Source organism: Streptomyces sp. JJ66 (genome assembly GCF_019303495.1).
Classification (GTDB): Bacteria; Actinomycetota; Actinomycetes; order Streptomycetales; family Streptomycetaceae; genus Streptomyces.
In genome coordinates this window covers 293,986-316,332 of sequence record NZ_JAEVFI010000001.1, presented here as the reverse complement: position 1 = coordinate 316,332, position 22,347 = coordinate 293,986, and the positions used below count along the sequence as shown (strand labels likewise).

Genomic DNA, 22,347 nt, shown 5'->3' with positions numbered 1-22,347 from the left:
CTCGGAACGAGCCCGCGACCGGCCAGTCTCTGACTCCCGGACGACGGGGCCCCAGCGGCTGCGGGGGCGGCACCTCCCGGTCACAGTGGCGGGACCGTGCCGGACTCACACCGGCTTCCTGGTTCCCGTCGCGGTGATGACCTGGTGATAGTACGTTCCTGCAACCGTGCCGCAATAGGGCGCACGTCTCAGGACGCGCGCCCCCCGGTCGGGTCCGCGAAGTAGCCGAAGAGGCGAACATGTTCAGTACAACGTCGAACCCCTCCGGCTCCGCGTAATCCAGCATGTCCGCCCGGATGTAGCGCGCCGCCGCACCCGCGTCGGCCGAAGCCTCGCGCGCGGTCCGCACCGCCGACCCAGCCCACGAGGTCACCGTGCAGCCAGCCGCGCCGCGACAGACCGCCTCTGGACCGGCCGGTGCGGTGGCTGTCCCCGTGAGGGTCGCATCGGCACGGTGCCGTTTCGACGCCTGCGCCCACCCGTGCTGAAGCGGCGAGGCGCCGCTCTCCCGGGGCCGCACAGACGGGTACGCGAGCGGCCCCGGGACGCGGGCGACGCTTGAAGGAACTCACCGGCGGCCTGGAGCGGAGCGTCGGCACCGGTCCGGGGTGGGTGCCGCCAGGCCATGACGAGGCGTAGCTCGTGCAGGACTGGCGGGCGCTGCGCCCAGGATCGCCACGCGGGGCCGCCCTTCCGGACGGGCGGCCCGTGCGCGTCAGTACACCTGGACGACGCTCGGCGGGGCGAAGACATGGCGAGCGCGGTGCTCGCCACCGAGGCGGACCATCGCGGCGACGCGCAGCTCGCCGTCCTCCGACCGCTCCGCCTCCCGCTCCTCCCGCGCGATCGACTTCTGGTGTGAGGCACACACGGAGCACGCCGGGTCCCAGCCGGGAAGGTGGTCCCCGTGCGCGTCAGCCAAGTGCCGCGCGAGGCGGATCTGGCTGGAGACCACCGAGTCCAGCGGGTCCGTATCGACGCCGGGGCCGCACTGACGCGCGTACTCCTCCGACGCCTCCTGGGTGTCCTTCATTACCCGATAGCGGTCGGTGCACTCCTGACAGGCCCACATCCAGGCCGGCGGCAGCGGCCACCGGCTCTCCGGTCGGCTCTCACGCGCGCTCATGCCGCCACGGTAGCCGACCCCGCACGCCCCCGGGGCCGACTCCTCGCGATCCCGTCCGGCCGAACCGCCCGGCGCGGGTGACCCGGGCGGGCGGCCTGGCGTGGGTGGCGGCGTGGGGGCCTGGCGTGGGCCTTCGGCCACGGCGGTCAGCCGGTGCGGGGCACTCCGGTCACCCCTGGGCTCACACCTCCAGGTCCGCTTCGACACGCCGGAGCTGGTGGCGGGCCATGGCGAGGTTCGCACGAGTGCGGTCCAGCGCGAGGTAGAGGAACAGGCCGGCGTCGCGGCGCCTGAGGAGGCGGATCAGGTGGTACTGGCTGCCGAGGGTGATCAGGATGTCCTCGATCTCGTCGTTCAGGCCCAGGTGTTCCATCGTGCGGACTTTGGCGCGGACGACGTCGGTGTTCCCGGCGGCGGCGACGCCAAGGTCCAGCTCCTTGCCGCCGCCCAGGGTGCCGAGCGCCATGCCGCTGCCGTAGTCGACGAGGGCGACGCCAATCACCCCGTCGATCGTCGTCATCGCCTCTTTGAGCGTGGTCTCGGTGTTCGCCATGGTGGTGTCCCTTCGGATGGGTCGGGTGGGTTACGTGGTCGGGTCAGGAGGAGGCGGGTTCGAGGAGGGAGCCGATGCGGGAGCCCGCGCGGCGGGCCTCCAGATGGATGCGGCCGACGTTGGCGCGCGGTTCGGCGAGCACGGTGAGGACGGCGGTGCGGCCAGCGGCGTAGGTGGCGACGTAGCCGCTCTCGGCCCGCACGACCAGTTCCCGGAAGGCGCCGTGGCCAGTGACGTCGGCCAGCCGTACCGCCACGCCGAGTGCCGCCGCGGTGATCGCGGCCAGCGACTCGGTGTCCAGCCGTGCGGTGTCCTCGGCGAGCACCAGCCCGTCGGCACTGGCCGCCAGCGCGCCGGTGACCTGCGGCAGTCGGGTGCGCAACCGGGTCAGCTCGTCCAGGAGTTCGGGACGAGGCCGGCGCGGGGGCAGGGCGGGTTGCGGGGGCATCGGCGGTCTCCCTTGAGTGCGCACCGGCCGCAGGGCACGCCTCATGACGGCGTACTCGTCGGCGGCGGGGTACGGCAGGTCGGTGACGGTGTAAGGGGTGGGCGTGGGCTCACAGGCGGGCCTCCAGGGCGTCACGGATGCGGCGCAGGGTCGCGGTGTCCGGTGCTTCGGGTGGGCGTCGGTGTGGCGGCGCCGGTGCGGCGCCGGGCCGGGGCGGCAACGGGGGCTGGGGGGTCCCGGGCGCCGGGGTAGGCGTCTCCACCAGTCCGGCGGCGGCGAGCCTGCGGACGTCCACCAGCGTGCGGTAGGTCTGCCGGGCGAGCGCGGCGGCGATGTCCACGGCGGTGTGCGTGCCGTCGGCGAGCCGCAGCACGTCGCGCTCGCGGGGGCGCAGGCGGGCCGGGGCGGACGCCGTCGCGGTGGCCCGGTGGGTACGGCGCAGCGGGGCCGAGTCGAGCTGGCGGTGCGGCCAGATCCGGTGCAACAGCCTTGCCCTTCGCCGCAGCTCACTGTGCAGCACGGGCACGGGGACGCTGCGCACCGGGCCCAGCCAGTGCCGGGCACCGGCGTGGAAGCGGCACGCCAGGTCGCCGGCGGCCCGCACGCAGTAGGCGGCGTCCAGCAGGGTGGCGAGGTGACCGAGTTCCAGTTCGCCGCGCGTCAGCTGGGCGGCGGAGAGCAGATGGTGGGCGACGGAGCGGTCCGGGCCGCTGACGTCGAGGGCGTGCCGCCAGGCGTGCGCGTCCAGACGGCCCGCGCGGACCAAGAGGATGCCCAGACCCGGGGCCGCCGGACTCTCCGCATGCGCCACCTGGCCGTCGAGCAGGTACAACGCACCGGCCGGGCTGACCAGGGCGCCGGAGGCCCGCTCAGCGGCGAGGTCCCACAGCAGACGGTCGAGCGCGGGAGCGTCGGGCACGGGAGTGCCGGGCGTGGGGCCGGGGGCCGGGGGAGCGGTGCCCACCGGGTCGGCGGGGCGCGGGGTGGCGGTGTGCGCGGTGCCGGCCGGGGCGCGGTCGGAGCGTGACGCCGCGTGGCGGGGCGCGCCCCGGCGGGGCGGCGGAGGTATGGGGGCCATCGTTCAGTCCAGAACCAGGGCGCGGGCGAGCTCGCCGAGGCGGAGCCGGGCCAGGGCCAGGTTGCCCTCGCGCCGGTCCAGCCACAGATGCAGCAGCACGCTGCTGTCGAACGCCGTCTCGACGTACCGCAACAGGTGGTAGCCGTCGCGTGCGGTGACGATGACGTCCTCGACGGGCAACGTGACCGGCGGTGCTTCACGCGCCGCCGTGTCGGCGGGCTGGGCCACACCGGTTCCGGAACCGGCACCCACGTCCGCGCCCGTGGCCGTGTCCGCCGTGTCGTCCGGTGCGGTCAGCGTCAGCTGCTCCGCGGCCATCCGGGCCAGCTCCGCGGTGTCCGCGGCGGTCGCCTCGTGATCGCCGGAGACGGCGGCGCCGATGGTTCCCAGCGGCAGTCCGCTCGTCCAGTCGACCACCGCCGCACCCCGGGCTCCGGGCAGTGCCATAACCGTGAGCAGGCACTCGTCGATTCCGGGCACGCCAGTCCTCTCCCCTTCCCTCCGGCACCCGACTGGAACCGGAGGTGAGGGTGACGTTACGGACCGTGCCGCTCGTTCGGGCGGTTTTCCCGGTACTGCTCCGGGAACCGCCAGGATCCTCTATAGTGCGCCCGGCATGCCCACCTGGCATGTGCCCCGCCTTCGGTCTCGTTCTCGCTCGCTCGCACCGGCAGGCGAGCGGGACGGACCCTCGCCCGAGTCTTTCCGGATACCCGCGGGCGCGAAACGCGGCGGCGGTATGGCCACAGGTCAGGGGGCGCCCAGGTCCGGGGGAGGACGGTGTGGAGGGCCAACTCCTCGTTCCCGCGCGACACGCCGGGGCTCTGCGCGGGAACGCGGCGATTGTTCCTACACTCGCGGGATGCGGATATCGAGTGACGCCACGGACGCGTCGTGGGAGGGCCTGGCCGAGGTTGTGCCGCTGCGTGGCGAACACACCTGGGACGCGTGGGAAACCGTTCCGCACCTGCCGACCCCGGCTGGTGCGGACATTGGCGCGGAAGCGCTGGAGGACGCTCGGCAGTTGGTCGTCGTCCGGGTGCAGTCCTTCTCGGACGCCCGCGTCGTCGCCGAGCACCTGATGACCCTGATCCCGGTGTTGCTCGACCTGAGCGCGGTAGAGGGCGAGGTGGGGCGGCGCGTTTTGGACTTCGCCAGCGGCGTGGTGTTCGGTCTCGGCGGCGGCATGCACCGTGTGGACACCGACGTCTTCCTGGTCACGCCCGCGGGCACGGAGGTCAGCGACCGGTGAGCGAACGGAGTCGGCCACCGGTGGGCGAACCAGGTGAACTGGCGGCGCGGCAGCGGCGGCTGGCGGAGTTCGCCGCGGCCCGCGACTGGGGGCGGTACCACAACCCGAAGAACCTGGCCGCCGCGCTGAACGTGGAGGCGGGCGAACTGCTGGAGATCTTCCAGTGGCGTACCGCGGAGGAATCGGCCGCGGTGATGTCCGAGCCGGACCGGGCCGCCCGGGTCCGGGACGAGGTGGCCGACGTACTCGCCTACCTGCTGCAGTTCTGCGAGGCACTGGGGGTAGACGCACTGGCGGCCCTGGACGCGAAGATCGACCGCAACGCCCACCGCTTCCCGGCGCCCGGCCCCCGCCCCGCTGGCGGGGCCGGCCGGGACCCCGCTGGCGGCGCGGGACGTCCCTCCGCCGGGTGAGGGAGTTTTCCACAACCCGCACGTTATCCACCGTTTCCAGCAGGCGCTGGCGCCCGCCTTTGCGCCGGGCCACCGTGGAGCCACGACAGCACGCGGCGCACGGAGAGGACCGATGGATGCGGTACGGATCATCAGCGCGAACCGGGCAGCGCTCGCCCGGTGTGGGGACGGCACCCAGGTGGTGGCGGAAGCCTGGCAGGCGCAGGCTCTCGCCCAGGCGGTGGGCGGTCTGCTGGCCCGGTGCGGCCCACCCGAGGCCCGCGCGGCGGCGGGCGCGCTGCACGCCACCGGCGTGCGGCCAGCAGGTCTGGCCGAGGCCCGCGCCGCCCGCCTCACCGCCGTACGCGACCCCCGGCGCACACTGTGTGAGCTGGCGGAGCTGCTGGACGAACTGGCCGCCACGCTCACCGAGGTGGCGGCCCAGACTGAGGAGGAGGCTCTTTACTGGCACTGCCTGGAAGCTCTGGACGCCACAGGCGACACCACCACGTCCACCACGGCTCTCCTGGCCAGCCTGCCGTAGCGCCGCGCCGGTCAGCGCGTACCCACCGCCCGGCACCCGGCTGACACCATGGGCACTATGGATCTGCGCATCTTCACCGAGCCCCAGCAGGGGGCCGACTACGAGACGCTGCTCGCCGTGGCCAAGGCCACCGAGGAGCTGGGGTTCGACGCCTTCTTCCGCTCCGACCACTACCTGGCGATGGGGGACACGGACGGCCTGCCGGGCCCGACCGACGCGTGGATCACGCTCGCGGGGCTCGCCCGGGAGACGAGCCGTATCCGCCTTGGCACCCTGATGACCGCCGGCACCTTCCGGCTGCCGGGTGTCCTGGCCATCCAGGCCGCCCAGGTGGACGCCATGTCCGGGGGGCGGGTGGAGTTCGGACTCGGCACCGGCTGGTTCGAGGCGGAGCACACCGCGTACGGCATCCCGTTCCCGAAGGAGAAGTTCAGCCGTCTTGAGGAACAGCTGGCGATCATCACCGGCCTGTGGAACACACCGGTCGGGGAGACCTTCAGCTACGCGGGCAGGCACTACCAGCTGGCCGACTCGCCAGCCTTGCCCAAGCCCGCCCAGCCCAAGGTGCCGGTGCTCATCGGGGGGCTGGGCGCGACCCGCACGCCCCGCCTGGCCGCTCGCTACGCCGACGAATTCAACATCCCCTTCGCCTCCGTCGAGGACACCGCCCGCCAGTTCGGCCGGGTGCGGGCGGCTGCCACCGAGGCGGGGCGAGACCCGGACGAACTGGTGTACTCCAGCGCACTGGTGGCCTGTGTGGGCAAGGACGACGCCGAGGTAGCCCGCCGGGCCGCCGCCATCGGACGGGAGGTGGACGAACTCAAGCACAACGGGCTCGCCGGTTCTCCGGCCGAGGTCGTGGACAAGATCGGCCGGTACGCCGAGACGGGTACTTCACGTGTGTACCTGCAAATCCTGGACCTGAGCGATCTGGACCACCTGGAGCTGATCTCCTCGCAGGTCCAGTCCCAGCTGGCATGACCCGCCCCGCGCGCCCGCTGGACGCGGCCCTGGCCGCCGGAGCCCTCGTCCTGGACGGCGGGTTGTCCAACCAACTCGCCGACCAGGGCTGCGACCTGACCGACGAACTGTGGTCGGCCCGGCTGCTGGCCGACGCGCCGGAGCAGCTTCAGGCCGCCCACGCGGCGTACGTCGCGGCGGGGGCGCGGGTCCTGATCACCGCCAGCTACCAGGCGTCGTTCGAGGGCTTTGCCCGGAAGGGAGTGCGGGGGGCCAAGGCAGCGGAGCTGTTCGCACGCAGCGTCCACCTCGCCCGGGCCGCCGCGGGTCAGCGGACGGTCTACGTGGCCGCGTCCGTCGGTCCCTACGGCGCCGTCCTGGCCGACGGCAGCGAGTACCGGGGCCGGTACGGGCGGACGACGGCCGAGCTGACGGCGTTCCACCGCCCCCGGATCGAAGCCCTGGCGGCGGCCGAACCCGACGTGCTCGCCCTGGAGACGGTGCCGGACGTACGGGAGGCGGAGGCCTTGTTGCGCGCGGCGGAGGGCTGCGGCGTGCCGGTGTGGCTGAGCTACACCGTGGCGGGCGGCCACACCCGTGCGGGGCAGCCCCTGTCGGAGGCGTTCGCGCTGGTGGCGGGCCGGGACCAGGTGGTGGCCACCGGCGTCAACTGCTGCGACCCGCGGGAGGTCGAGCCCGCGGTGCGGCTGGCCACATCCCTCACCGGCAAGCCCGCCGTCGCCTACCCCAACAGCGGCGAGGGCTGGGACGCGGTTCGCGCCGCCTGGCGGGGCCCGGCGACCTACGAGCCGGTGCTCGCACCCCGCTGGCGTGCGGCGGGCGCCCGCCTGGTCGGCGGCTGCTGCCGTGTCGGCCCCGCGAGCATCGCCCGCGTCGCCGCGGCGCTAGGTGAGCAGCACGGCGCATAGGCGTCAGCGCCCTGCGTGCGCTGCACGCTGCGGGCGTACCCGCCGGGGCGCCTCCTGTTCCCCGGGCCTGTAGCCAGAGTGCCGGTACGGGTGCCCGGACCCGGGGCGCGAGGCGCGAGGCAGCGTGTGCCTCTGCGAAGGCACACGCTGCCCACGCGAGCGGGCCTGTGGCCCGACCGCACGGGGCAAGCGGCGCTCGGAGGCGGCTGGGGAGGGGAGGGGGAGGGGCCCCAAACACCGGCCGCCACTGGCACAACCAGCCACCCCGCCCCCCGTCACCGCTCGGCGAACGCGTCCAGGGCGGTGAGCAGGCGGGCACGGGACCACTCGGTGCTGAGGTGGCCGCCGTGGGGAGAGATCAGCAGACGGGCGTCCGGCCAGGCCCGGGCCAAGGCCCACGCCGTGTCGGGCGGCGAACCGAGGTCGAGCCGACCGTGGATGAGCACGCCGGGAATCCCCCTCAGCCGGTAGGCGTCACGGAGCAGCGCACCCTCCTCCAGCCACGCGCCGTGCGCGAAGTAGTGCGTGACGATCCGCACCAGCGCGAGCTGGGAAGCCGAAGGCCGACCGCCGTACGGGGTGGGTCCGTGGTGTTCCTCCAGAGAGATGACGGCGTCCTCCCAGGCGCACCAGTCGGCTGCGGCTCGTTGCTGTTCCCGGCGGTCCGGGTCGGTCATGCGGCGGGCGTAGGCGGCCGCGAGGGCGCACCCGTCGGCGCCGGGCGACGTTCCAGCGGCGGCGCGAAAGCGTTCCCACGCCTCCGGGAAGTACCGGCCCACGCCGCGCAGCAGCCAGTCGATCTCGGTGCGCCGGGTGGTCGTCACGGCGGAGATGACGATGTCCGACACCCGCTCGGGGTGCCGCTCGGCGTAGGCGAGGAGCAGTGTGGAGCCCCAAGAGCCGCCGCACAACAGCCAGCGTTCGATACCCAGGTGGGCGCGCAGCGTTTCCATGTCGCCGAGCAGGTGGTGCGTGGTGTTGTGGGTGAGGTCGGTGGCCGGGTCGCTTGCGTGCGGGGTGCTGCGGCCGCAGCCGCGCTGGTCGAACAGGATGACGCGGTAGCGTCGCGGGTCAAAGCAGCGCCGGGCGTGCGGGGTGCAGCCGGAGCCCGGGCCGCCGTGGACGACGAGGGCGGGCTTCCCGTCCGGGTTGCCGCATGCTTCCCAGTACATGTGGTGTCCGTTGCCGACGTCGAGCATGCCGTGCGCGTAGGGCTCGATCTCCGGGTACAGCTCAGCCATGGCGGCCGAGACCTCCTTCCACGTCGGACAGCACGCGGCGCACCGCACGCGGGCGACGAACATGATCACGGACGGTCAACCTACGCCAATCCGTGGGTGGGGCGGGCCGGGCTCGGACAGGATGAGGACATGGGATTCCACGTTGACTCCGAGGCCGGGCGGCTGCGCCGTGTCATCCTGCACCGGCCGGGTCTTGAGCTGAAAAGGCTCACGCCCACCAACAAGGACGACCTGCTCTTCGACGACGTCCTGTGGGTCCAGCGTGCCCGCCAGGAACACGACAGCTTCGCCGACGTGCTGCGTGAGCGCGGTGTGGAAGTGCACCTGTTCGCCGACCTGCTGGCCGAGACGCTGGACATCCCGGTCGCCCGGACCCTGGTCCTGGACCGGGTCTTCGATGACAACTCCTACGGTCCGCTGGCCGCCGACCACCTGCGCGCCGCTTACGACGAGCTGGACTCCGAGGGGCTGGCCCGGGTGCTGGTGGGCGGCGAGACGAAGCGGGAGTTCCTGGAGCGGCACGCCGAACCGGTGTCCGTGCGCTTCCATGTCACCGACCTGGACGACTTCCTGCTCACTCCGCTGCCCAACCACCTGTTCACCCGCGACACCTCGGCGTGGATCTACGACGGGGTGGCGATCAACGCCATGCGCTGGCCCGCCCGGCAGCGGGAGACGGTGCACTTCGAAGCGGTCTACCAGCATCACCCGCTGTTCACGCGGGCCGGCTTCCAGTTCTGGTCGCGGGGCGAGAGCACACACCCCTCCACCATCGAGGGCGGCGACGTGCTGGTGATCGGCAACGGCGCGGTGCTGGTGGGGATGAGCGAACGCACCACGCCGCAGGCGGTGGAGATGCTGGCCCAGGCTTTGTTCGAGGCGGGCTCGGCGCGCACGATCGTGGCGCTGGACATGCCCAAGCGGCGCTCGTTCATGCACCTGGACACGGTGCTGACGATGATCGACGGCGATACCTTCACCCAGTACGCGGGTCTGGGCATGCTGCGCTCGTACACGATCGAGCCGACCGCCTCGGGCAAGGAGCTGAAGGTCACCGGGCACCCGCCCGAGCACATGCACCACGCCATCGCCGCCGCTCTCGGGCTGGACGGCATCCGGGTGCTGACGGCGGTGCAGGACGTGCGCTCGGCCGAGCGGGAGCAGTGGGACGACGGGTGCAACGTGCTGGCGCTGGAACCCGGGGTCGTCCTGGCCTACGAGCGCAACGTCACCACCAACACCCACCTGCGCAAGCAGGGCATCGAGGTAGTGGAGATCCCGGGCAGCGAGCTGGGACGCGGCCGGGGCGGCCCGCGCTGCATGAGCTGCCCGGTGCAGCGGGACGCCGTCGGGGCAGCGCGGTGAGCACGCCCTGCCGCCACCGTGTTCCTGCACAAGCATGACTGCATAGAGATGCAATGAATCGTATATACTTCCGGGGACTTCCCGCACGTGACCGAGGAGCCTCCCCATGGCGACAGACCTCACCGGCCGCCACTTCCTCAAGGAGCTGGATTTCACTCCTGAGGAGTTCCACGCCCTGATCCGGCTGGCCGCCGAGCTGAAGGCCGCCAAGAAGCTGGGCACGGAGACGCCGCGCCTGCGCGGGCGGAACATCGCGCTGGTCTTCGAGAAGACCTCCACCCGCACCCGGTGTGCCTTCGAGGTGGCCGCCGCCGACCAGGGCGCGTCCACCACCTACCTGGACCCGGCCGGTTCCCAGATCGGCCACAAGGAGTCGGTCAAGGACACGGCCCGGGTGCTGGGCCGCATGTTCGACGCCGTCCAGTACCGGGGGAGCGGCCAGGACGTCGCCGAGGAACTGGCCGCCCACGCCGGGGTGCCCGTCTACAACGGCCTCACCGACGAGTGGCACCCCACCCAGATGCTCGCCGACGTGCTCACCATGACCGAGTACAGCGGCGACCGCCCGCTGGCCGCCACCGCCTACGCCTACCTCGGCGACGCCCGGTCCAACATGGGTAACTCCTACCTCATCACCGGCGCCCTGCTCGGCATGGACGTGCGGCTCGCGGCCCCCCGTGCGCTGTGGCCTCAGCAGAGCGTCATCGACCGCGCGCACGCGCTCGCCAAGGAGACCGGCGCCCGCGTCACACTCACCGAGGAGGTCACCGAGGCGGTGCGCGGCGCCCACTTCGTCGCCACCGACGTGTGGGTCTCCATGGGCGAACCGAAGGAGGTGTGGGACGAGCGGATCGCGCTGCTGTCGCCCTACGCCGTCACCCTGGACGTCCTGCGTGCCACCGGCAATCCGCAGGTGCGGTTCCTGCACTGTCTGCCCGCCTATCACGACCTGGGCACGGCGGTCGGCCGCGAGATCCACGCCCGGCACGGCCTGACCTCGCTGGAGGTGACGGACGAGGTCTTCGAGTCCGAGCATTCCGTGGTCTTCGACGAGGCGGAGAACCGCATGCACACCATCAAGGCCGTCCTGGTGGCCACACTCGCCGGTCCGTGAGGCGCCATGGCGCGGCCGCAGGCACGAGACGCAGCCACGAAGGGAACGCCGCAGGGCTTAGCGGTCCTCGTCCCACCACCGGTCAGACGGCTCCCGGCGGTTCGCGGCGATGGCCGCTACCGGCAAAAGCGCGGCGGCGACGACGCACATCGCGATCGCCAGCGGGACCGAGAAATGGCGCACGACCGCACCGGCGCCGACGAACAGGGTCAGGCACACCGCCATCAGGGCGAAGTAGCGGCGCTCACGGCGCGGCTGCGACGCGGGCCGGTAACCAGCCATACCGCCAGCGTACGCCCGTCGCGCTCACGGCCCTCGCGCCCCGAATCGCCCGCCTTGCGACCGGCCCGGCCCCAAGCCGCCATCTCGCCCGGCCATGAGCCGCCGCGCCAGCCCCGGCCACCGGTGCGGTGACCTGGCGCTGCGCCCGGAGCTGTTCACCGTCCGCCGCAGTGCGGACAAGCTGAAGTACCTGGCCGGGGTCGAGTCCGGCATGGGTGCGTTCGTCAACGATGTCGTGCCCGAAGCGGCGGCGCGGCGGCTGCGGAAGGTGGCCTCATGATCCGCGCCCACACGCCCGGTGCCCGCACCCCCGCCGCCGTCCGCGCCGGTTTCCGCGCTGTGTACGGCGGCGAGCCCGATGCCCTGTGGGCCGCGCCCGGTCGGGTCAATCTGATCGGCGAGCACACCGACCACAGCGACGGCTTCGTCCTGCCCGTCGCCCTGCCGCACACCGCGAAGCTGGCCGTGCGTCACCGCGACGACGGCGTGCTGCGGCTGCACAGCGCCCACTGGTCGAGGGCGGCTACGCCGAGCGGCGGGCGGGCTGCGAGCAGGCGGCCACCGCGCTCGGCCTGCGCGCGCCGCGCGACCTGCCGGACGGCGAGCTGGACGCCGCGCCGAACGCCCACCCCGTGGCCCTCGTTACGGCAGCCGCGAGGAGGACGGGGCAGCCTTGAGCGCCCCGTCAGGTGCGGCGGCGCGGCTTGCCGCGGCCGGAGCCCCGGCGGGGTTTCTTGGCGGACGACGTCCGGCCACCGACGGCCCCGCGCGGTGCGGACGCACCACGAGCGCGCTCCTCCGGACGCTTGCCTTGCCGTTCGCCCCGCCGGCTGTCCCGCGACGGCTCCGCGGCAGCGGGACGGCGGCCGCGGGTGCTGTTGACCGTACGGCCGCGCACGACGCCGATGAAGTCCTCCACCTGATCGGTGGTGCGCTCCTCGGGCCACACCAGGGCGACACTCGACTGCGGGGCGTCGGTGACCGGCCGGTAGGTCAGGTCCCGCCGGTGGTGCAGGCGGGCCAGGGACTGCGGGACCAGGAGCAGGCCGACGCCCGCCGCCACCAGCTCCACGGCGTCACCGGTCGTGGCGGGGCGTTCGAGCGCCGGGCGGCCGGGGCGCCGCTCCCAGGTGAGGGTGTCGTCGAGCGGGTGAAAGACGACGTCGTCGGCCAGCTCCCCGGCCAACACCTCGTCGGCCGCCGTCACCAGGTGGCCCTTGGGCACCACGACCACCGTGGTCTCGGTGTACAGCGGGATGGCGCTGAACACCGCCCGGTCGACCGGAAGCCGCAGCAGACCCGCGTCGGCGTCGCCGCGCAGCACGGTGTCGGCGGCGTCCGCGGCGGAGACGTCGACCAGGTGCAGCGGGGTCTTCGGCCAGCGCTCCTGCCAGGTCCGCACCCACTTGCCCGGCGTCACGCCCGGGACGTACGCGAGCCGGAACGCGGGCGGGGCGGGGGGTGTCTCCGAGCCGGTCACCAGGCCAGGCTACCGGGCTCAGGTCAGGGGCGCGGCGGGCGCTCGATACCCTGGACACCATGACGTCGCACCAGAGCACCCAGACCATGAAGCCCGCGACCGCGGCCAAGAAGCTGGGTGTGTACCTCGAAGCCACCCCCGCGGAGTTCCGGGAGGGTGTTGTCTCGCGCGACGAGCTGAACGCCCTCCAGTCCGACCCGCCGCAGTGGCTGCGGGAACTGCGGCGCAACGGTCCGCACCCGCGCCCGGTAGTGGCGGAGAAGCTGGGCGTGTCCATCTCCGGCCTCGCACGCGGCGGCGTCACCGAGCCGCTGACCACCGAGCAGATCGAGGCGCTGAAGCAGGAGGCCCCGGAGTGGCTGCGCAAGGAGCGCGCCACGCAGGCCGAGGTCCGCAAGGAGGGGGCGCGTGTCAAGGAGAAGCAGCGCGAGGAGCGGGCCCGCCGCGAGCAGCGCGACGCTGCCACCCGCCGCTCGCGCGACTGACCCTGGGTCCGGCCCCGCGCACTGCCCGGGCCCTTCCGCGCCGCCGCCCCGGAATCCGGCCCCCGGGGTGGCTGAGTCCGGGACGGCCGAGACCGCTCGTCCCTCAGCATCACGCCTTTGACCTGCGCTGATTCCGGCCCCTTGCGAGTCCGGCCGCAAAACCCGGGAGACCCGTTCGATTTCCTGAGCGAATAACCCGCTTCCGCCCCGAACCCGAGTGGGGGAGTGGGGCAAAGTCGTGTCTTGACAACCCTGGAAGCGCGACCTCACAGTGGGCGCTAAGGGCGCAGCTCAACGCAACTCACAGCGTTCTCTGCGGCTTTCCCAAACCTCATTCTGTGTCTTCAGGTCTTTGTGACTCGCGTTGCCCGTCGCCGGGGTGAATTCGGCGTGCCCGTTCCCGATGACTGCCCTGAGTCACAAAGCCCGTATCGCTGGAAGGGATTTTTCTTCTCGCGGATCAACCGTGGCCGCTGCCCGCCTTCATGGTGCGCAGCGCCCACGGCACCGCACGCACAGGTAACGCTGTTCAGTGGCTGGAAAGGGTGAGTGCCAACATGCTGCACACCGCTGTCGAGACGCCGCTTCAGGCCGTCGAGCATGAGCCCTACCTTCAGGTCACATGGCGCGATACCCACACCTGTGCCCGGGGGTACGTCGTGATCGACCAGCTGATCACGGGTATCGCCACCGGAGGACTGCGGATGCGCCCGGGCTGCACCGTTCACGAGGTGGCCGCGCTGGCCCGGGAAATGACGCTGAAAATGGGCGCTTTCGGCATTCACGTCGGCGGCGCTAAGGGCGGCATCGATTTCGACCCCGGTGACCCGCGCGCCGAAGACGTGCGGGAACGCTTCCTCCAGGCGGTCCGGCCGCTGCTGGAACGCTTCTGGGTCACCGCGGGCGACCTCGGCACCCAGCAGGAGCAGCTCGACCGCAGCTTCGCCCGGGTGGGCCTCGGCGAGACGTCCTTCCACGCCGCCGTCGTCCGCGCCGAGGACGAGGCCGACGTGCGCGCCCGCATCAAGCAGGCTTTCGCCACGCGCACGGAGGGCCTGAAACTCTCTGAGCTGGTCGGCGGTTTCGGCGTGGCGGAAGCCGCTTTGGCGGCCCTGGAGCAGCGGGGCATCCCCGCCGCCACGGCCAGCGCCGTCGTACAGGGATTCGGCGCGATGGGCGGCTCCACCGCGCTCTACCTCGCCCGCGCCGGAGTCCGCGTCACCGGCATCACCGACGCGCACGGCCTGATCCTCAACCCCGCGCGCGGCGTGGACGTGGAACTCCTGCTCTCCGCCCGCAGCGCCTCCGGCGTCATCGACCGTTCGATGCTGCGCGAGGACGACGTGCAGCTGCCCGGGGACGCGTGGCTGGGCCAGGACGTCGACCTGCTGGTGCCCGCCGCCGTCTCCTACACGATCACCGCGGACAACTGCGACCAGATCCGGGCCCGGCTCATCGCGGAGGCGGCGAACGTGCCGATCACCCCGGAGGCCGAGGAACGTCTGCTGCACCGAGGGGTCACCGTGATCCCGGACTTCATCGCGAACACCGGGGCCGCCGCCGGAGCGTGGTGGGTGATCCTGGGCGAGGTGGTCAGCCCCGCCGGTGCCTGCGGCCGCCTCTCGGCGCAGATCCGCCCGCTCGTTAGGGACCTCATGCGCGAGGCCGACACCACCGGGACGTCGGTTCGCGCTGCCGCGCTGCGGTTCGCCCGGGAGAACTCCCAGCGCATGATCCAGGAGTTCGGCTCAGCCGTGGCGTTCCGCGAGCTGTACTGCGCCACCCAGCAGGTGGAGTACGCCACCGATCCTGCCCCGGAACCCGGCTTCCCGAACACCCCGCTCACCGCCGCTCCCTTCCACCCGCCGGGCCCCGCCCCCGCGGACCCGGTGCTCGAAAGCTGGCTCGGACCCGCTCCGGCCGACCGCCTCCCCACCACGACCGGCACCGGCGAGCTCTACTGAACCGCACCTACTGACCCGGCGACGAAGCGGGCGGTGGACAGCCTGGCTGCCACCGCCCGGCCGGGTGAGTCCGCGCTGCGGGAGCGGTGTGCTGGACTGGCCGGACGGCGGCGGTGGGCGCGGCCGGGGTGATCACGTCACCGCTCTCTCCCCGACCCAGCTCGCCGCCCCCGGCGCCCACCTCTGAACGCTTGCCGGAAAGCTCCGCTCACCGGTGCCCTGTCGCTGGCGGACCCGGTCCCAGGAACCATGCCCGCGGAGGCGGGCCACTGACGGTGCCGTAGCCAGGCGGGCAGATGCCCACTGGCTGGGGTGTGGCGGTGAATCACGGCTTTGACGCGCTAGCCTCCCCCGGGAATCCGCTGCCGATGCCGGGCAGACGGCCCCGTAACTCGCCGCTCTGGCCTACGCTCAGCGTGGTCACTGTGGTAAGCGTGACGTCCATGTGGGGGCGTCCGGGCGAGAGGAAACGGTTGTCCGTACCGTGGGAGGTCACGCTGTGTCAGTGCGGACCCTCGCGGTGGCATCCTCAGGGGAGAGGGATACGCGATGAGAACGGATCGTCCTAGGCGGCATGGGTCACACCGGCGTGTGCCCGCCGGCTTGTTGAGGCGCAGGCCGCTGCTCGCTGTTCTGATGTCGGCGGTCGTGCTGTACGGCGTCTGCGTCGCCGCAGGGCTGTCCTGGCCCCCTCGTGGCGCCACCGCGGAAACCGGTGAGGCGGCGGCTCCCGTCACTGCCGGGCCATCCACCCTGCCCAGCCATCCCGGCGGGCCCACGACCGAGGAAGCCGCACCCAGCGCTCCGGCCTCGCCCACCGCCTCCAGCCAGGAGACGGGACCGGGTGAGGACAAGGGTGACGCTCAGAGCAAGGAGATACCCGGCGAAACCGAAGGGAAGAGGCCCAACGGGCCCCTTCCCTTCGACATGCCCGCGCCCGCCACCTTGCGTGCGAGCAAAAAACTAGTGTTCGCGCACTACTTCACCCCGTACCCGCTCTCCCTCGACAACGCCAAGCCAGACCACGACTACTACGCCCGCAACTACCTCACCCCGAGCGGCGAGAAGGGCAAGCACGAGGAGTACGGCGGCCTGTTGCGTGACCGTCCCCTGCCCGTCGAGCCCAGGAGCGGTGACTGGGAGCTCGCCAACCTGCGGCAGGAGGTGCGCACCGCACGGGCCGCGGGCCTCGATGGCTTCACGCTGAACATCCTCTCCCTTTCCGGGAAGAACTGGGAGCGGTGCAATCTCCTGATGGAGGCGGCCCGCGATGTCGATCCCGACTTCAAGATCATGCTCATGCCGGATATGACCTCACTGAAGTCGGGTGATCCGGCCGCCCTTGCCGCCGCCCTCGCTGACCTCGGACAGTCCCCGGCGGCGCATCGGCTCGGGGACGGTCGGCTCGTCGTCTCCCCTTTCAAAACCGAGGAGAAGGGCGCCGGCTGGTGGGCCGAGGTGATCGAAGTCCTCCAGACCCGGCATGGCATCCGAACCGCCTTCGTTCCCCTCTTTCTCGACTTCGTCGCGCACTACGAGTCGTTCGCCCCCATCAGTCACGGATTCTCCGAGTGGGGCAGCCGCAGTTACGTCGGCCAGGGCGGCTCCGCGCGCGACGTCCAGCGGGCCCATGGCATGGGCAAGATCTGGATGCAGCCCGTGTCCGTCCAGGACACCCGGCCCAACCAGGGCATCTACGACGAGGCTGGCAACACCGCCACCCTGCGCACCACCTGGACCCGCGCTATCGAGGACGGCGCGGACTGGGTGCAGCTGACCACGTGGAACGACTACTCCGAGGGCAGCCATTTCGCTCCCTCGCTGCACAACGGGCACGCTTACCTCGATCTCACCTCCTATTACCTCACCCGGTTCAAGACGGGCAGAGCGCCGGAGATCGTCCGTGACACGCTGTACCTGACCTCACGCACCCAGTTCGCGGCCGCTCAGCCCACGGGCGGTCAGGAACGGGTGATGTCCCTGCGCAAGGGCAGCGCCACCCCCCGGGACACGGTGGAAGTGCTGAGTTTCCTCACCACGCCCGCGACCGTCCGCGCCACGGTCGGTACTGCTGATTCCTCGTACGAGGCCCCTGCCGGACCGCACGCCAAGCTGCTGCCCCTGCGCAGCGGGAGCAGCGAGGCCACGGTCCTGCGGGGCAGCACGACCGTTACCACGGTCGAGTTGCCGTACGAGGTGAGGGACAGAGTCGAGGTGCAGGACCTGCACTACTACGCGGCAACGAGCGGCCGGGACAGCCCCTGAGCAGCAGGTCAGACGAAGTGCGGCAGCTGCTCGTCAGATGTCCCGGAACGTCTCGATCTGGGCGCCGACGGAGTTCAGGCGGGTGGCGAGGTCTTCGTAGCCGCGGTTGATGACGTAGACATTGCGCAGCACCGAGGTGCCCTCGGCGGCCATCATGGCGAGCAGGACGACGACGGCGGGGCGCAGGGCGGGCGGGCACATCATCTCGGCGGCGCGCCAGCGGGTGGGGCCTTCTACCAGCACCCGGTGCGGGTCCAGGAGTTGGAGGCGGCCGCCGAGACGGTTGAGGTCGGTGAGGTAGATGGCCCGGTTGTCGTAGACCCAGTCGTGGATCAGGGTCGAGCCGTGGGCGCTGGCGGCGATGGCCGCGAAGAACGGCACGTGGTCGATGTTCAGGCCCGGGAACGGCAGGGGGTGGATCTTGTCGATCGGCGCCTCCAGTTTGGAGGGGCGCACGGTGAGGTCCAGCAGGCGGGTGCGGCCGTTGTCGGCCGCGTACTCGGTGCCGCGGTCGTGGTTCAGGCCCATCTCCTCCAGCACGGCCAGCTCGATGTCCAGGAACTCGGCGGGCACGCGGCGCACGGTCAGCTCGGAGCCGGTGACGACGGCGGCGGCGATCAGGCTCATCGCCTCCACCGGGTCCTCGGAGGGGGAGTAGTCCACGTCCACGTCGATGTCACGCACGCCGTGCACGGTGAGCGTCGTGGTGCCCACGCCCTCCACGCGCACGCCCAGCCGCTCCAGGAAGAAGCACAGGTCCTGGACCATGTAGTTCGAGGACGCGTTGCGGATGACGGTGACGCCGTCGTGCCGCGCGGCGGCCAGCAGCGCGTTCTCCGTCACGGTGTCGCCGCGTTCGGTCAGCACGATGGGGCGGTCCGGGCGTACGGAGTGGTCCACGACGGCGTGGTAGGCGCCGTCGGTGGCGGTGACGGACAGTCCGAAGCGGCGCAGCGCCTGCATGTGCGGCTCGACGGAGCGGGTGCCCAGGTCGCAGCCGCCCGCGTAGGGGATGCGGAAGCTGTCCGTGCGGTGCAGCAGCGGGCCGAGGAACATGATGATCGAGCGGGTGCGGCGGGCGGCGTCGTCATCCATGGCGGCCAGGTTCAGCTCGGCGGGCGGGACGATTTCCAGGTCCAGGCCGTCGTTGATCCAGCGCGTGCGCACGCCGATGGAGTTGAGCACTTCCAGCAGCCGGAAGACCTCCTCGATGCGGGCGACGCGGCGCAACACCGTCCGGCCGGAGGTAAGCAGGGACGCGCACAGCAGGCCGACGCAGGCGTTCTTGCTGGTCTTGACGTCGATGGCACCCGACAGCGGACGTCCGCCGACGACGCGCAGGTGCATCGGGCCGGAGAAGCCGAGGGAGACGATCTCGCTGTCGAGGGCTTCCCCGATACGGGCGATCATCTCAAGACTGATGTTCTGATGTCCGCGCTCGATACGATTCACCGCGCTTTGACTGGTGCGCAGAGCTTCCGCAAGGTGCGTCTGTGACCAGCCGCGATGCTGGCGGGCGTCGCGAATGAGCCGTCCGATGCGGACCAGGTAGTCATCCTTCATGCGGGCGAGATTAACTCACATGTGAGATGGGCGCCTGTCGATCACTGTGCGATGGCGATGGCGTGTCACTAGTGGCGGAGGTGGCTGCCCGTCCCGGGTTCGGCGGAAACGCGCCGCGCTGCTGTGGGTCGGGCTGGCCCGGAGCGGGTACGTCGGGTCGGTATGGCGGGTCCCAGTCCGCGCCGCGACCGCACGCTGGCGCCCCCGTCGGCGTGGACGATGCGCCGCGCCCGTGCGTCGGGCGGCGGGCCGGGCATGGCTGTGGGGGCGGGGATGTACTAGAGTTATCTCGACATCGAGATAACTTGAGAGATCACAGGACGGGGCGTGCCGCCGCCCGTGGGACTTAGGTAAGCCTAACTTAGGCCCACCTTGCTCGTAGGGCAAGGTGGGCGGGCAGGCAGGATGGCGGCGGTACGCGCGAACTCATGCACTGAAGGAGACTGTCGTGTCGGCGAACAGCTTCGACGCTCGCAGCACGCTGCAGGTGGGCGACGAGTCGTACGAGATCTTCAGGCTGGACAAGGTCGAAGGCTCCGCGCGCCTTCCCTACAGCCTGAAGGTGCTGCTGGAGAACCTGCTGCGCACCGAGGACGGCGCCAACATCACCGCCGACCACATCCGCGCGCTGGGCAACTGGGACTCCCAGGCGCAGCCCAGCCAGGAGATCCAGTTCACCCCCGCCCGGGTGATCATGCAGGACTTCACCGGCGTGCCCTGCGTGGTGGACCTCGCCACCATGCGCGAGGCGGTCAAGGAGCTGGGCGGCGACCCGGCCCGCATCAACCCGCTCGCGCCGGCCGAGCTGGTCATCGACCACTCCGTCATCGCCGACAAGTTCGGCACCCCGGACTCCTTCGTGCAGAACGTCGAGCTGGAGTACGGGCGCAACAAGGAGCGCTACCAGTTCCTGCGCTGGGGCCAGACGGCGTTCGACGAGTTCAAGGTCGTCCCGCCCGGCACCGGCATCGTCCACCAGGTGAACATCGAGCACCTGGCCCGCACCGTCATGGTCCGCGGCGGCAGGGCGTACCCCGACACGCTCGTGGGCACCGACTCGCACACCACCATGGTCAACGGCCTGGGCGTGCTCGGCTGGGGCGTCGGCGGTATCGAGGCCGAGGCCGCCATGCTCGGCCAGCCGGTGTCCATGCTGATCCCGCGCGTCGTCGGCTTCAAGCTCACCGGCGAGCTGCCCCCCGGCACTACCGCCACCGACCTGGTGCTCACCATCACCGAGATGCTGCGCGAGCACGGCGTGGTCGGCAAGTTCGTCGAGTTCTACGGCGAGGGCGTCAGCTCCATCCCGCTGGCCAACCGCGCCACCATCGGCAACATGTCCCCGGAGTTCGGCTCCACGGCGGCGATGTTCCCGATCGACGCCGAGACGATCAACTACCTGCGCCTGACCGGCCGCGACGACCAGCAGCTCGCCCTCGTCGAGGCATACGCCAAGGAGCAGGGCCTGTGGCTGGACGCGTCCGCCGAGCCCGACTTCTCCGAGAAGCTCGAACTGGACCTGTCCACCGTCGTCCCCTCCATCGCCGGTCCCAAGCGCCCGCAGGACCGCATCGCGCTGTCCGGCGCCAAGCAGCAGTTCCGCGCGGACCTGCCGAACTACGTCGGCCAGACGCCCGACGCGGCCAAGTCCCCGGTGGACGAGGCCAGCGACGAGTCCTTCCCGGCCTCCGACGCCCCGGCCTACGCCAGCGGCGAGAACGGCGCCGGCAAGCCGCGGCACACCGCCGTCACCGACCGCGAGGGGGGCCGCCCGAGCCGGCCGGTGCTGGTCACCGGCGCCGACGGCGAGACCTACGAGCTGGACCACGGCGCCGTCACCGTCGCCGCCATCACCTCCTGCACCAACACCTCCAACCCGTCGGTCATGGTGGGCGCGGCGCTGCTGGCCAAGAAGGCCGTCGAGCGCGGTCTGACCCGTAAGCCGTGGGTGAAGACGACGCTGGCCCCCGGCTCCAAGGTCGTCATGGACTACTACGACCGCGCGGGACTGACGCCCTACCTCGACAAGATGGGCTTCAACCTCGTCGGCTACGGCTGCACCACCTGCATCGGTAACTCCGGCCCGCTGCCGGAGGAGGTCTCGCAGGCGGTGGGCGAGGGCGACCTCGCCGTCGTCTCCGTCCTCTCCGGCAACCGGAACTTCGAAGGCCGCATCAACCCCGACGTCAAGATGAACTACCTGGCGTCGCCCCCGCTGGTCGTGGCCTACGCGATCGCCGGGTCCATGGACATCGACATCACCACCGAGCCACTGGCCCAGGACGCCGAGGGCAACGACGTCTTCCTGCGCGACATCTGGCCCTCCGAGGCGGAGGTCGAGGAGGTCGTCGCCTCCGCGATCGGCCAGGAGATGTTCGGACGCTCCTACTCCGACGTCTTCGCCGGAGACCAGCAGTGGCAGTCGCTGCCCGTCCCGACCGGTGACACCTTCGAATGGGACGCCGAGTCCACCTACGTGCGCAAGCCCCCGTACTTCGAGGGCATGGGCCCGGACCCGGAGCCGGTCTCCAACATCGAGGGCGCCCGCGTCCTGGCCAAGCTGGGCGACTCGGTCACCACCGACCACATCTCCCCGGCCGGTGCCATCAAGGCCGACACCCCGGCCGGCCAGTACCTCACCGAGCACGGCGTCGCCCGCCGCGACTTCAACAGCTACGGCTCGCGGCGCGGTAACCACGAGGTCATGATCCGCGGCACGTTCGCCAACATCCGCCTGCGCAACCAGATCGCGCCGGGTACCGAGGGCGGCTACACCCGCGACTTCACCCGGGCAGCCGAGGGTGACGGCAAGGCGCCGGTGTCGTTCATCTACGACGCCTCGCAGAACTACCAGGCCGCGGGCATCCCGCTCGTCGTCCTGGCGGGCAAGGAGTACGGCTCCGGCTCCTCGCGCGACTGGGCCGCCAAGGGCACCGCGCTGCTGGGCGTGCGCGCCGTCATCGCCGAGTCCTACGAGCGCATCCACCGCTCGAACCTCATCGGCATGGGCGTGCTGCCGCTCCAGTTCCCCGAAGGTGAGGGCGCCGAGTCCCTGGGCCTGACCGGTGAGGAGACGTTCTCGATCACCGGCGTCACCGCGCTGAACGACGGCGGCATCCCGCGCACGGTGAAGGTGACCACCAACACCGGCGTGGAGTTCGACGCACCGGTGCGCATCGACACCCCGGGCGAGGCGGACTACTACCGCAACGGCGGCATCATGCAGTACGTGCTTCGCCAACTTGTCGGTAGTTGAGCTGATGTGAACGAGCGCCCTGCCCCTGCATCTCGCGCAGAGGGCGGGGC

General features: G+C 71.6%; 21 protein-coding genes, 2 pseudogenes and 1 riboswitch. Of the genes and pseudogenes, 13 read left to right on the top strand and 10 right to left on the bottom strand.

What is annotated here, in order from left to right:
* Positions 1–2: 2 nt before the first annotated feature.
* Positions 3–160, bottom strand: a riboswitch (cobalamin riboswitch).
* A 555-nt stretch (positions 161–715) separates the two neighbouring features.
* The 5 genes from JJV70_RS01325 to JJV70_RS01305 form a co-directional block, all read right to left on the bottom strand.
* Positions 716–1,126: a hypothetical protein gene (locus tag JJV70_RS01325; protein ID WP_257573127.1), complete on the bottom strand. Its 411-nt coding sequence runs from the start codon at positions 1,124–1,126 to the stop codon at positions 716–718.
* Positions 1,127–1,307: 181 nt separating this feature from the next.
* Positions 1,308–1,679 carry a hypothetical protein gene (locus JJV70_RS01320; protein WP_219045611.1) on the bottom strand — a complete coding sequence of 124 codons (372 nt, stop codon included), beginning with the start codon at positions 1,677–1,679 and terminating at the stop codon, positions 1,308–1,310.
* A 43-nt stretch (positions 1,680–1,722) separates the two neighbouring features.
* The gene (locus JJV70_RS01315; RefSeq protein WP_257573126.1) at positions 1,723–2,127 is read right to left on the bottom strand and encodes a roadblock/LC7 domain-containing protein; all 405 of its coding nucleotides are present in this window, start codon (positions 2,125–2,127) and stop codon (positions 1,723–1,725) included.
* A 109-nt stretch (positions 2,128–2,236) separates the two neighbouring features.
* Positions 2,237–3,205, bottom strand: coding sequence for a transcriptional regulator (locus JJV70_RS01310; protein WP_257573125.1), 969 nt, complete (start codon positions 3,203–3,205; stop codon positions 2,237–2,239).
* 3 nt (positions 3,206–3,208) lie between these two features.
* Positions 3,209–3,685, bottom strand: a complete 477-nt coding sequence (locus JJV70_RS01305) for a hypothetical protein (protein ID WP_219045610.1) — start codon at positions 3,683–3,685, stop codon at positions 3,209–3,211.
* Between the two features lie 382 nt (positions 3,686–4,067).
* Here JJV70_RS01305 and JJV70_RS01300 point away from each other — a divergent pair, with 382 nt between their 5' ends.
* The 5 genes from JJV70_RS01300 (at position 4,068) to mmuM (ending at position 7,282) form a co-directional block, all read left to right on the top strand.
* Complete coding sequence (locus JJV70_RS01300) at positions 4,068–4,457, top strand: cell division protein SepF (RefSeq protein ID WP_219045609.1); 390 nt, start codon at positions 4,068–4,070, stop codon at positions 4,455–4,457.
* Between the two features lie 20 nt (positions 4,458–4,477).
* Complete coding sequence (locus JJV70_RS01295; protein ID WP_308294626.1) at positions 4,478–4,870, top strand: nucleotide pyrophosphohydrolase; 393 nt, start codon at positions 4,478–4,480, stop codon at positions 4,868–4,870.
* Between the two features lie 112 nt (positions 4,871–4,982).
* Positions 4,983–5,393, top strand: a complete 411-nt coding sequence (locus JJV70_RS01290; protein WP_219045608.1) for a DUF6099 family protein — start codon at positions 4,983–4,985, stop codon at positions 5,391–5,393.
* 57 nt (positions 5,394–5,450) lie between these two features.
* Positions 5,451–6,374, top strand: a complete 924-nt coding sequence (locus tag JJV70_RS01285) for an LLM class F420-dependent oxidoreductase (RefSeq protein WP_219045607.1) — start codon at positions 5,451–5,453, stop codon at positions 6,372–6,374.
* Positions 6,371–7,282 carry a homocysteine S-methyltransferase gene (gene mmuM, locus JJV70_RS01280; protein ID WP_219045606.1) on the top strand — a complete coding sequence of 304 codons (912 nt, stop codon included), beginning with the start codon at positions 6,371–6,373 and terminating at the stop codon, positions 7,280–7,282. Before JJV70_RS01285 ends, mmuM begins: the two co-directional genes overlap by 4 nt.
* Positions 7,283–7,557: 275 nt before the next feature.
* Here the strand turns inward: mmuM and pip are convergent, their stop codons facing one another.
* Positions 7,558–8,523 (bottom strand): prolyl aminopeptidase, encoded by a 966-nt coding sequence (pip, locus tag JJV70_RS01275; RefSeq protein ID WP_219045605.1) that lies wholly within the window; start codon positions 8,521–8,523, stop codon positions 7,558–7,560.
* 129 nt (positions 8,524–8,652) lie between these two features.
* On the opposite strand from pip, the gene JJV70_RS01270 reads away from it, so the two are divergent.
* Together JJV70_RS01270 and argF are read left to right on the top strand one after the other, a co-directional pair.
* Positions 8,653–9,888, top strand: a complete 1,236-nt coding sequence (locus JJV70_RS01270; RefSeq protein ID WP_219045604.1) for an arginine deiminase — start codon at positions 8,653–8,655, stop codon at positions 9,886–9,888.
* Positions 9,889–9,994: 106 nt separating this feature from the next.
* Entirely contained in the window at positions 9,995–11,002 is a 1,008-nt protein-coding gene (argF, locus tag JJV70_RS01265) for an ornithine carbamoyltransferase (protein ID WP_219045603.1), read from the top strand.
* A 57-nt stretch (positions 11,003–11,059) separates the two neighbouring features.
* On the opposite strand, the gene JJV70_RS01260 is transcribed toward argF, so the two are convergent.
* Positions 11,060–11,284: a DUF3099 domain-containing protein gene (locus JJV70_RS01260; protein ID WP_219045602.1), complete on the bottom strand. Its 225-nt coding sequence runs from the start codon at positions 11,282–11,284 to the stop codon at positions 11,060–11,062.
* A gap of 136 nt (positions 11,285–11,420) precedes the next feature.
* On the opposite strand from JJV70_RS01260, the pseudogene JJV70_RS01255 reads away from it, so the two are divergent.
* Positions 11,421–11,564 (top strand): annotated as a pseudogene (locus JJV70_RS01255) (galactose-1-phosphate uridylyltransferase); the annotation flags it as partial.
* Positions 11,561–11,791: pseudogene (locus JJV70_RS22350) on the top strand (galactokinase family protein); the annotation flags it as partial. The pseudogenes JJV70_RS01255 and JJV70_RS22350, both read left to right, overlap by 4 nt.
* On the opposite strand, the gene JJV70_RS22345 reads toward JJV70_RS22350, so the two are convergent.
* The gene (locus tag JJV70_RS22345) at positions 11,755–11,913 is read right to left on the bottom strand and encodes a hypothetical protein (RefSeq protein ID WP_257573215.1); all 159 of its coding nucleotides are present in this window, start codon (positions 11,911–11,913) and stop codon (positions 11,755–11,757) included. The pseudogene JJV70_RS22350 and the gene JJV70_RS22345 overlap by 37 nt on opposite strands.
* A gap of 56 nt (positions 11,914–11,969) precedes the next feature.
* Positions 11,970–12,764 carry a LysR substrate-binding domain-containing protein gene (locus JJV70_RS01245; RefSeq protein WP_308294625.1) on the bottom strand — a complete coding sequence of 265 codons (795 nt, stop codon included), beginning with the start codon at positions 12,762–12,764 and terminating at the stop codon, positions 11,970–11,972.
* A gap of 59 nt (positions 12,765–12,823) precedes the next feature.
* Between JJV70_RS01245 and JJV70_RS01240 the strand changes: the two genes are divergently transcribed.
* From JJV70_RS01240 to JJV70_RS01230, 3 genes are all read left to right on the top strand, one after another.
* On the top strand, positions 12,824–13,249 hold the full coding sequence (locus JJV70_RS01240) for a DUF5997 family protein (protein WP_219045600.1): 426 nt from the start codon (positions 12,824–12,826) through the stop codon (positions 13,247–13,249).
* A gap of 557 nt (positions 13,250–13,806) precedes the next feature.
* Complete coding sequence (locus JJV70_RS01235) at positions 13,807–15,213, top strand: Glu/Leu/Phe/Val dehydrogenase dimerization domain-containing protein (protein WP_257573123.1); 1,407 nt, start codon at positions 13,807–13,809, stop codon at positions 15,211–15,213.
* A 636-nt stretch (positions 15,214–15,849) separates the two neighbouring features.
* A complete protein-coding gene (locus tag JJV70_RS01230) occupies positions 15,850–17,478 on the top strand; it encodes a glycoside hydrolase family 71 protein (RefSeq protein WP_219045599.1) in 1,629 nt (542 codons plus the stop codon).
* Positions 17,479–17,511: 33 nt separating this feature from the next.
* Here JJV70_RS01230 and JJV70_RS01225 read toward each other — a convergent pair whose 3' ends face one another.
* Entirely contained in the window at positions 17,512–19,041 is a 1,530-nt protein-coding gene (locus JJV70_RS01225) for a UDP-N-acetylglucosamine 1-carboxyvinyltransferase (RefSeq protein WP_219045598.1), read from the bottom strand.
* Positions 19,042–19,474: 433 nt separating this feature from the next.
* Here JJV70_RS01225 and JJV70_RS01220 point away from each other — a divergent pair, with 433 nt between their 5' ends.
* Complete coding sequence (locus JJV70_RS01220; RefSeq protein WP_219045727.1) at positions 19,475–22,297, top strand: aconitate hydratase; 2,823 nt, start codon at positions 19,475–19,477, stop codon at positions 22,295–22,297.
* Positions 22,298–22,347 lie beyond the last annotated feature (50 nt).

What these genes read in the sequence shown, in the direction of transcription:
- JJV70_RS01320 (WP_219045611.1), bottom strand. Translation starts at nt 1,679, where the DNA reads ATGGCGAACACCGAGACCACGCTCAAAGAGGCGATGACGACGATCGAC.
- JJV70_RS01225 (WP_219045598.1), bottom strand. Translation starts at nt 19,041, where the DNA reads ATGAAGGATGACTACCTGGTCCGCATCGGACGGCTCATTCGCGACGCC.
- JJV70_RS01310 (WP_257573125.1), bottom strand. Translation starts at nt 3,205, where the DNA reads ATGGCCCCCATACCTCCGCCGCCCCGCCGGGGCGCGCCCCGCCACGCG.
- JJV70_RS01230 (WP_219045599.1), top strand. Translation starts at nt 15,850, where the DNA reads ATGTCGGCGGTCGTGCTGTACGGCGTCTGCGTCGCCGCAGGGCTGTCC.
- JJV70_RS01270 (WP_219045604.1), top strand. Translation starts at nt 8,653, where the DNA reads ATGGGATTCCACGTTGACTCCGAGGCCGGGCGGCTGCGCCGTGTCATC.
- pip (WP_219045605.1), bottom strand. Translation starts at nt 8,523, where the DNA reads ATGGCTGAGCTGTACCCGGAGATCGAGCCCTACGCGCACGGCATGCTC.
- JJV70_RS01235 (WP_257573123.1), top strand. Translation starts at nt 13,807, where the DNA reads ATGCTGCACACCGCTGTCGAGACGCCGCTTCAGGCCGTCGAGCATGAG.
- JJV70_RS01260 (WP_219045602.1), bottom strand. Translation starts at nt 11,284, where the DNA reads ATGGCTGGTTACCGGCCCGCGTCGCAGCCGCGCCGTGAGCGCCGCTAC.
- JJV70_RS01325 (WP_257573127.1), bottom strand. Translation starts at nt 1,126, where the DNA reads ATGAGCGCGCGTGAGAGCCGACCGGAGAGCCGGTGGCCGCTGCCGCCG.
- JJV70_RS01315 (WP_257573126.1), bottom strand. Translation starts at nt 2,127, where the DNA reads ATGCCCCCGCAACCCGCCCTGCCCCCGCGCCGGCCTCGTCCCGAACTC.
- JJV70_RS01240 (WP_219045600.1), top strand. Translation starts at nt 12,824, where the DNA reads ATGACGTCGCACCAGAGCACCCAGACCATGAAGCCCGCGACCGCGGCC.
- JJV70_RS01290 (WP_219045608.1), top strand. Translation starts at nt 4,983, where the DNA reads ATGGATGCGGTACGGATCATCAGCGCGAACCGGGCAGCGCTCGCCCGG.
- JJV70_RS01285 (WP_219045607.1), top strand. Translation starts at nt 5,451, where the DNA reads ATGGATCTGCGCATCTTCACCGAGCCCCAGCAGGGGGCCGACTACGAG.
- mmuM (WP_219045606.1), top strand. Translation starts at nt 6,371, where the DNA reads ATGACCCGCCCCGCGCGCCCGCTGGACGCGGCCCTGGCCGCCGGAGCC.
- JJV70_RS01300 (WP_219045609.1), top strand. Translation starts at nt 4,068, where the DNA reads ATGCGGATATCGAGTGACGCCACGGACGCGTCGTGGGAGGGCCTGGCC.
- argF (WP_219045603.1), top strand. Translation starts at nt 9,995, where the DNA reads ATGGCGACAGACCTCACCGGCCGCCACTTCCTCAAGGAGCTGGATTTC.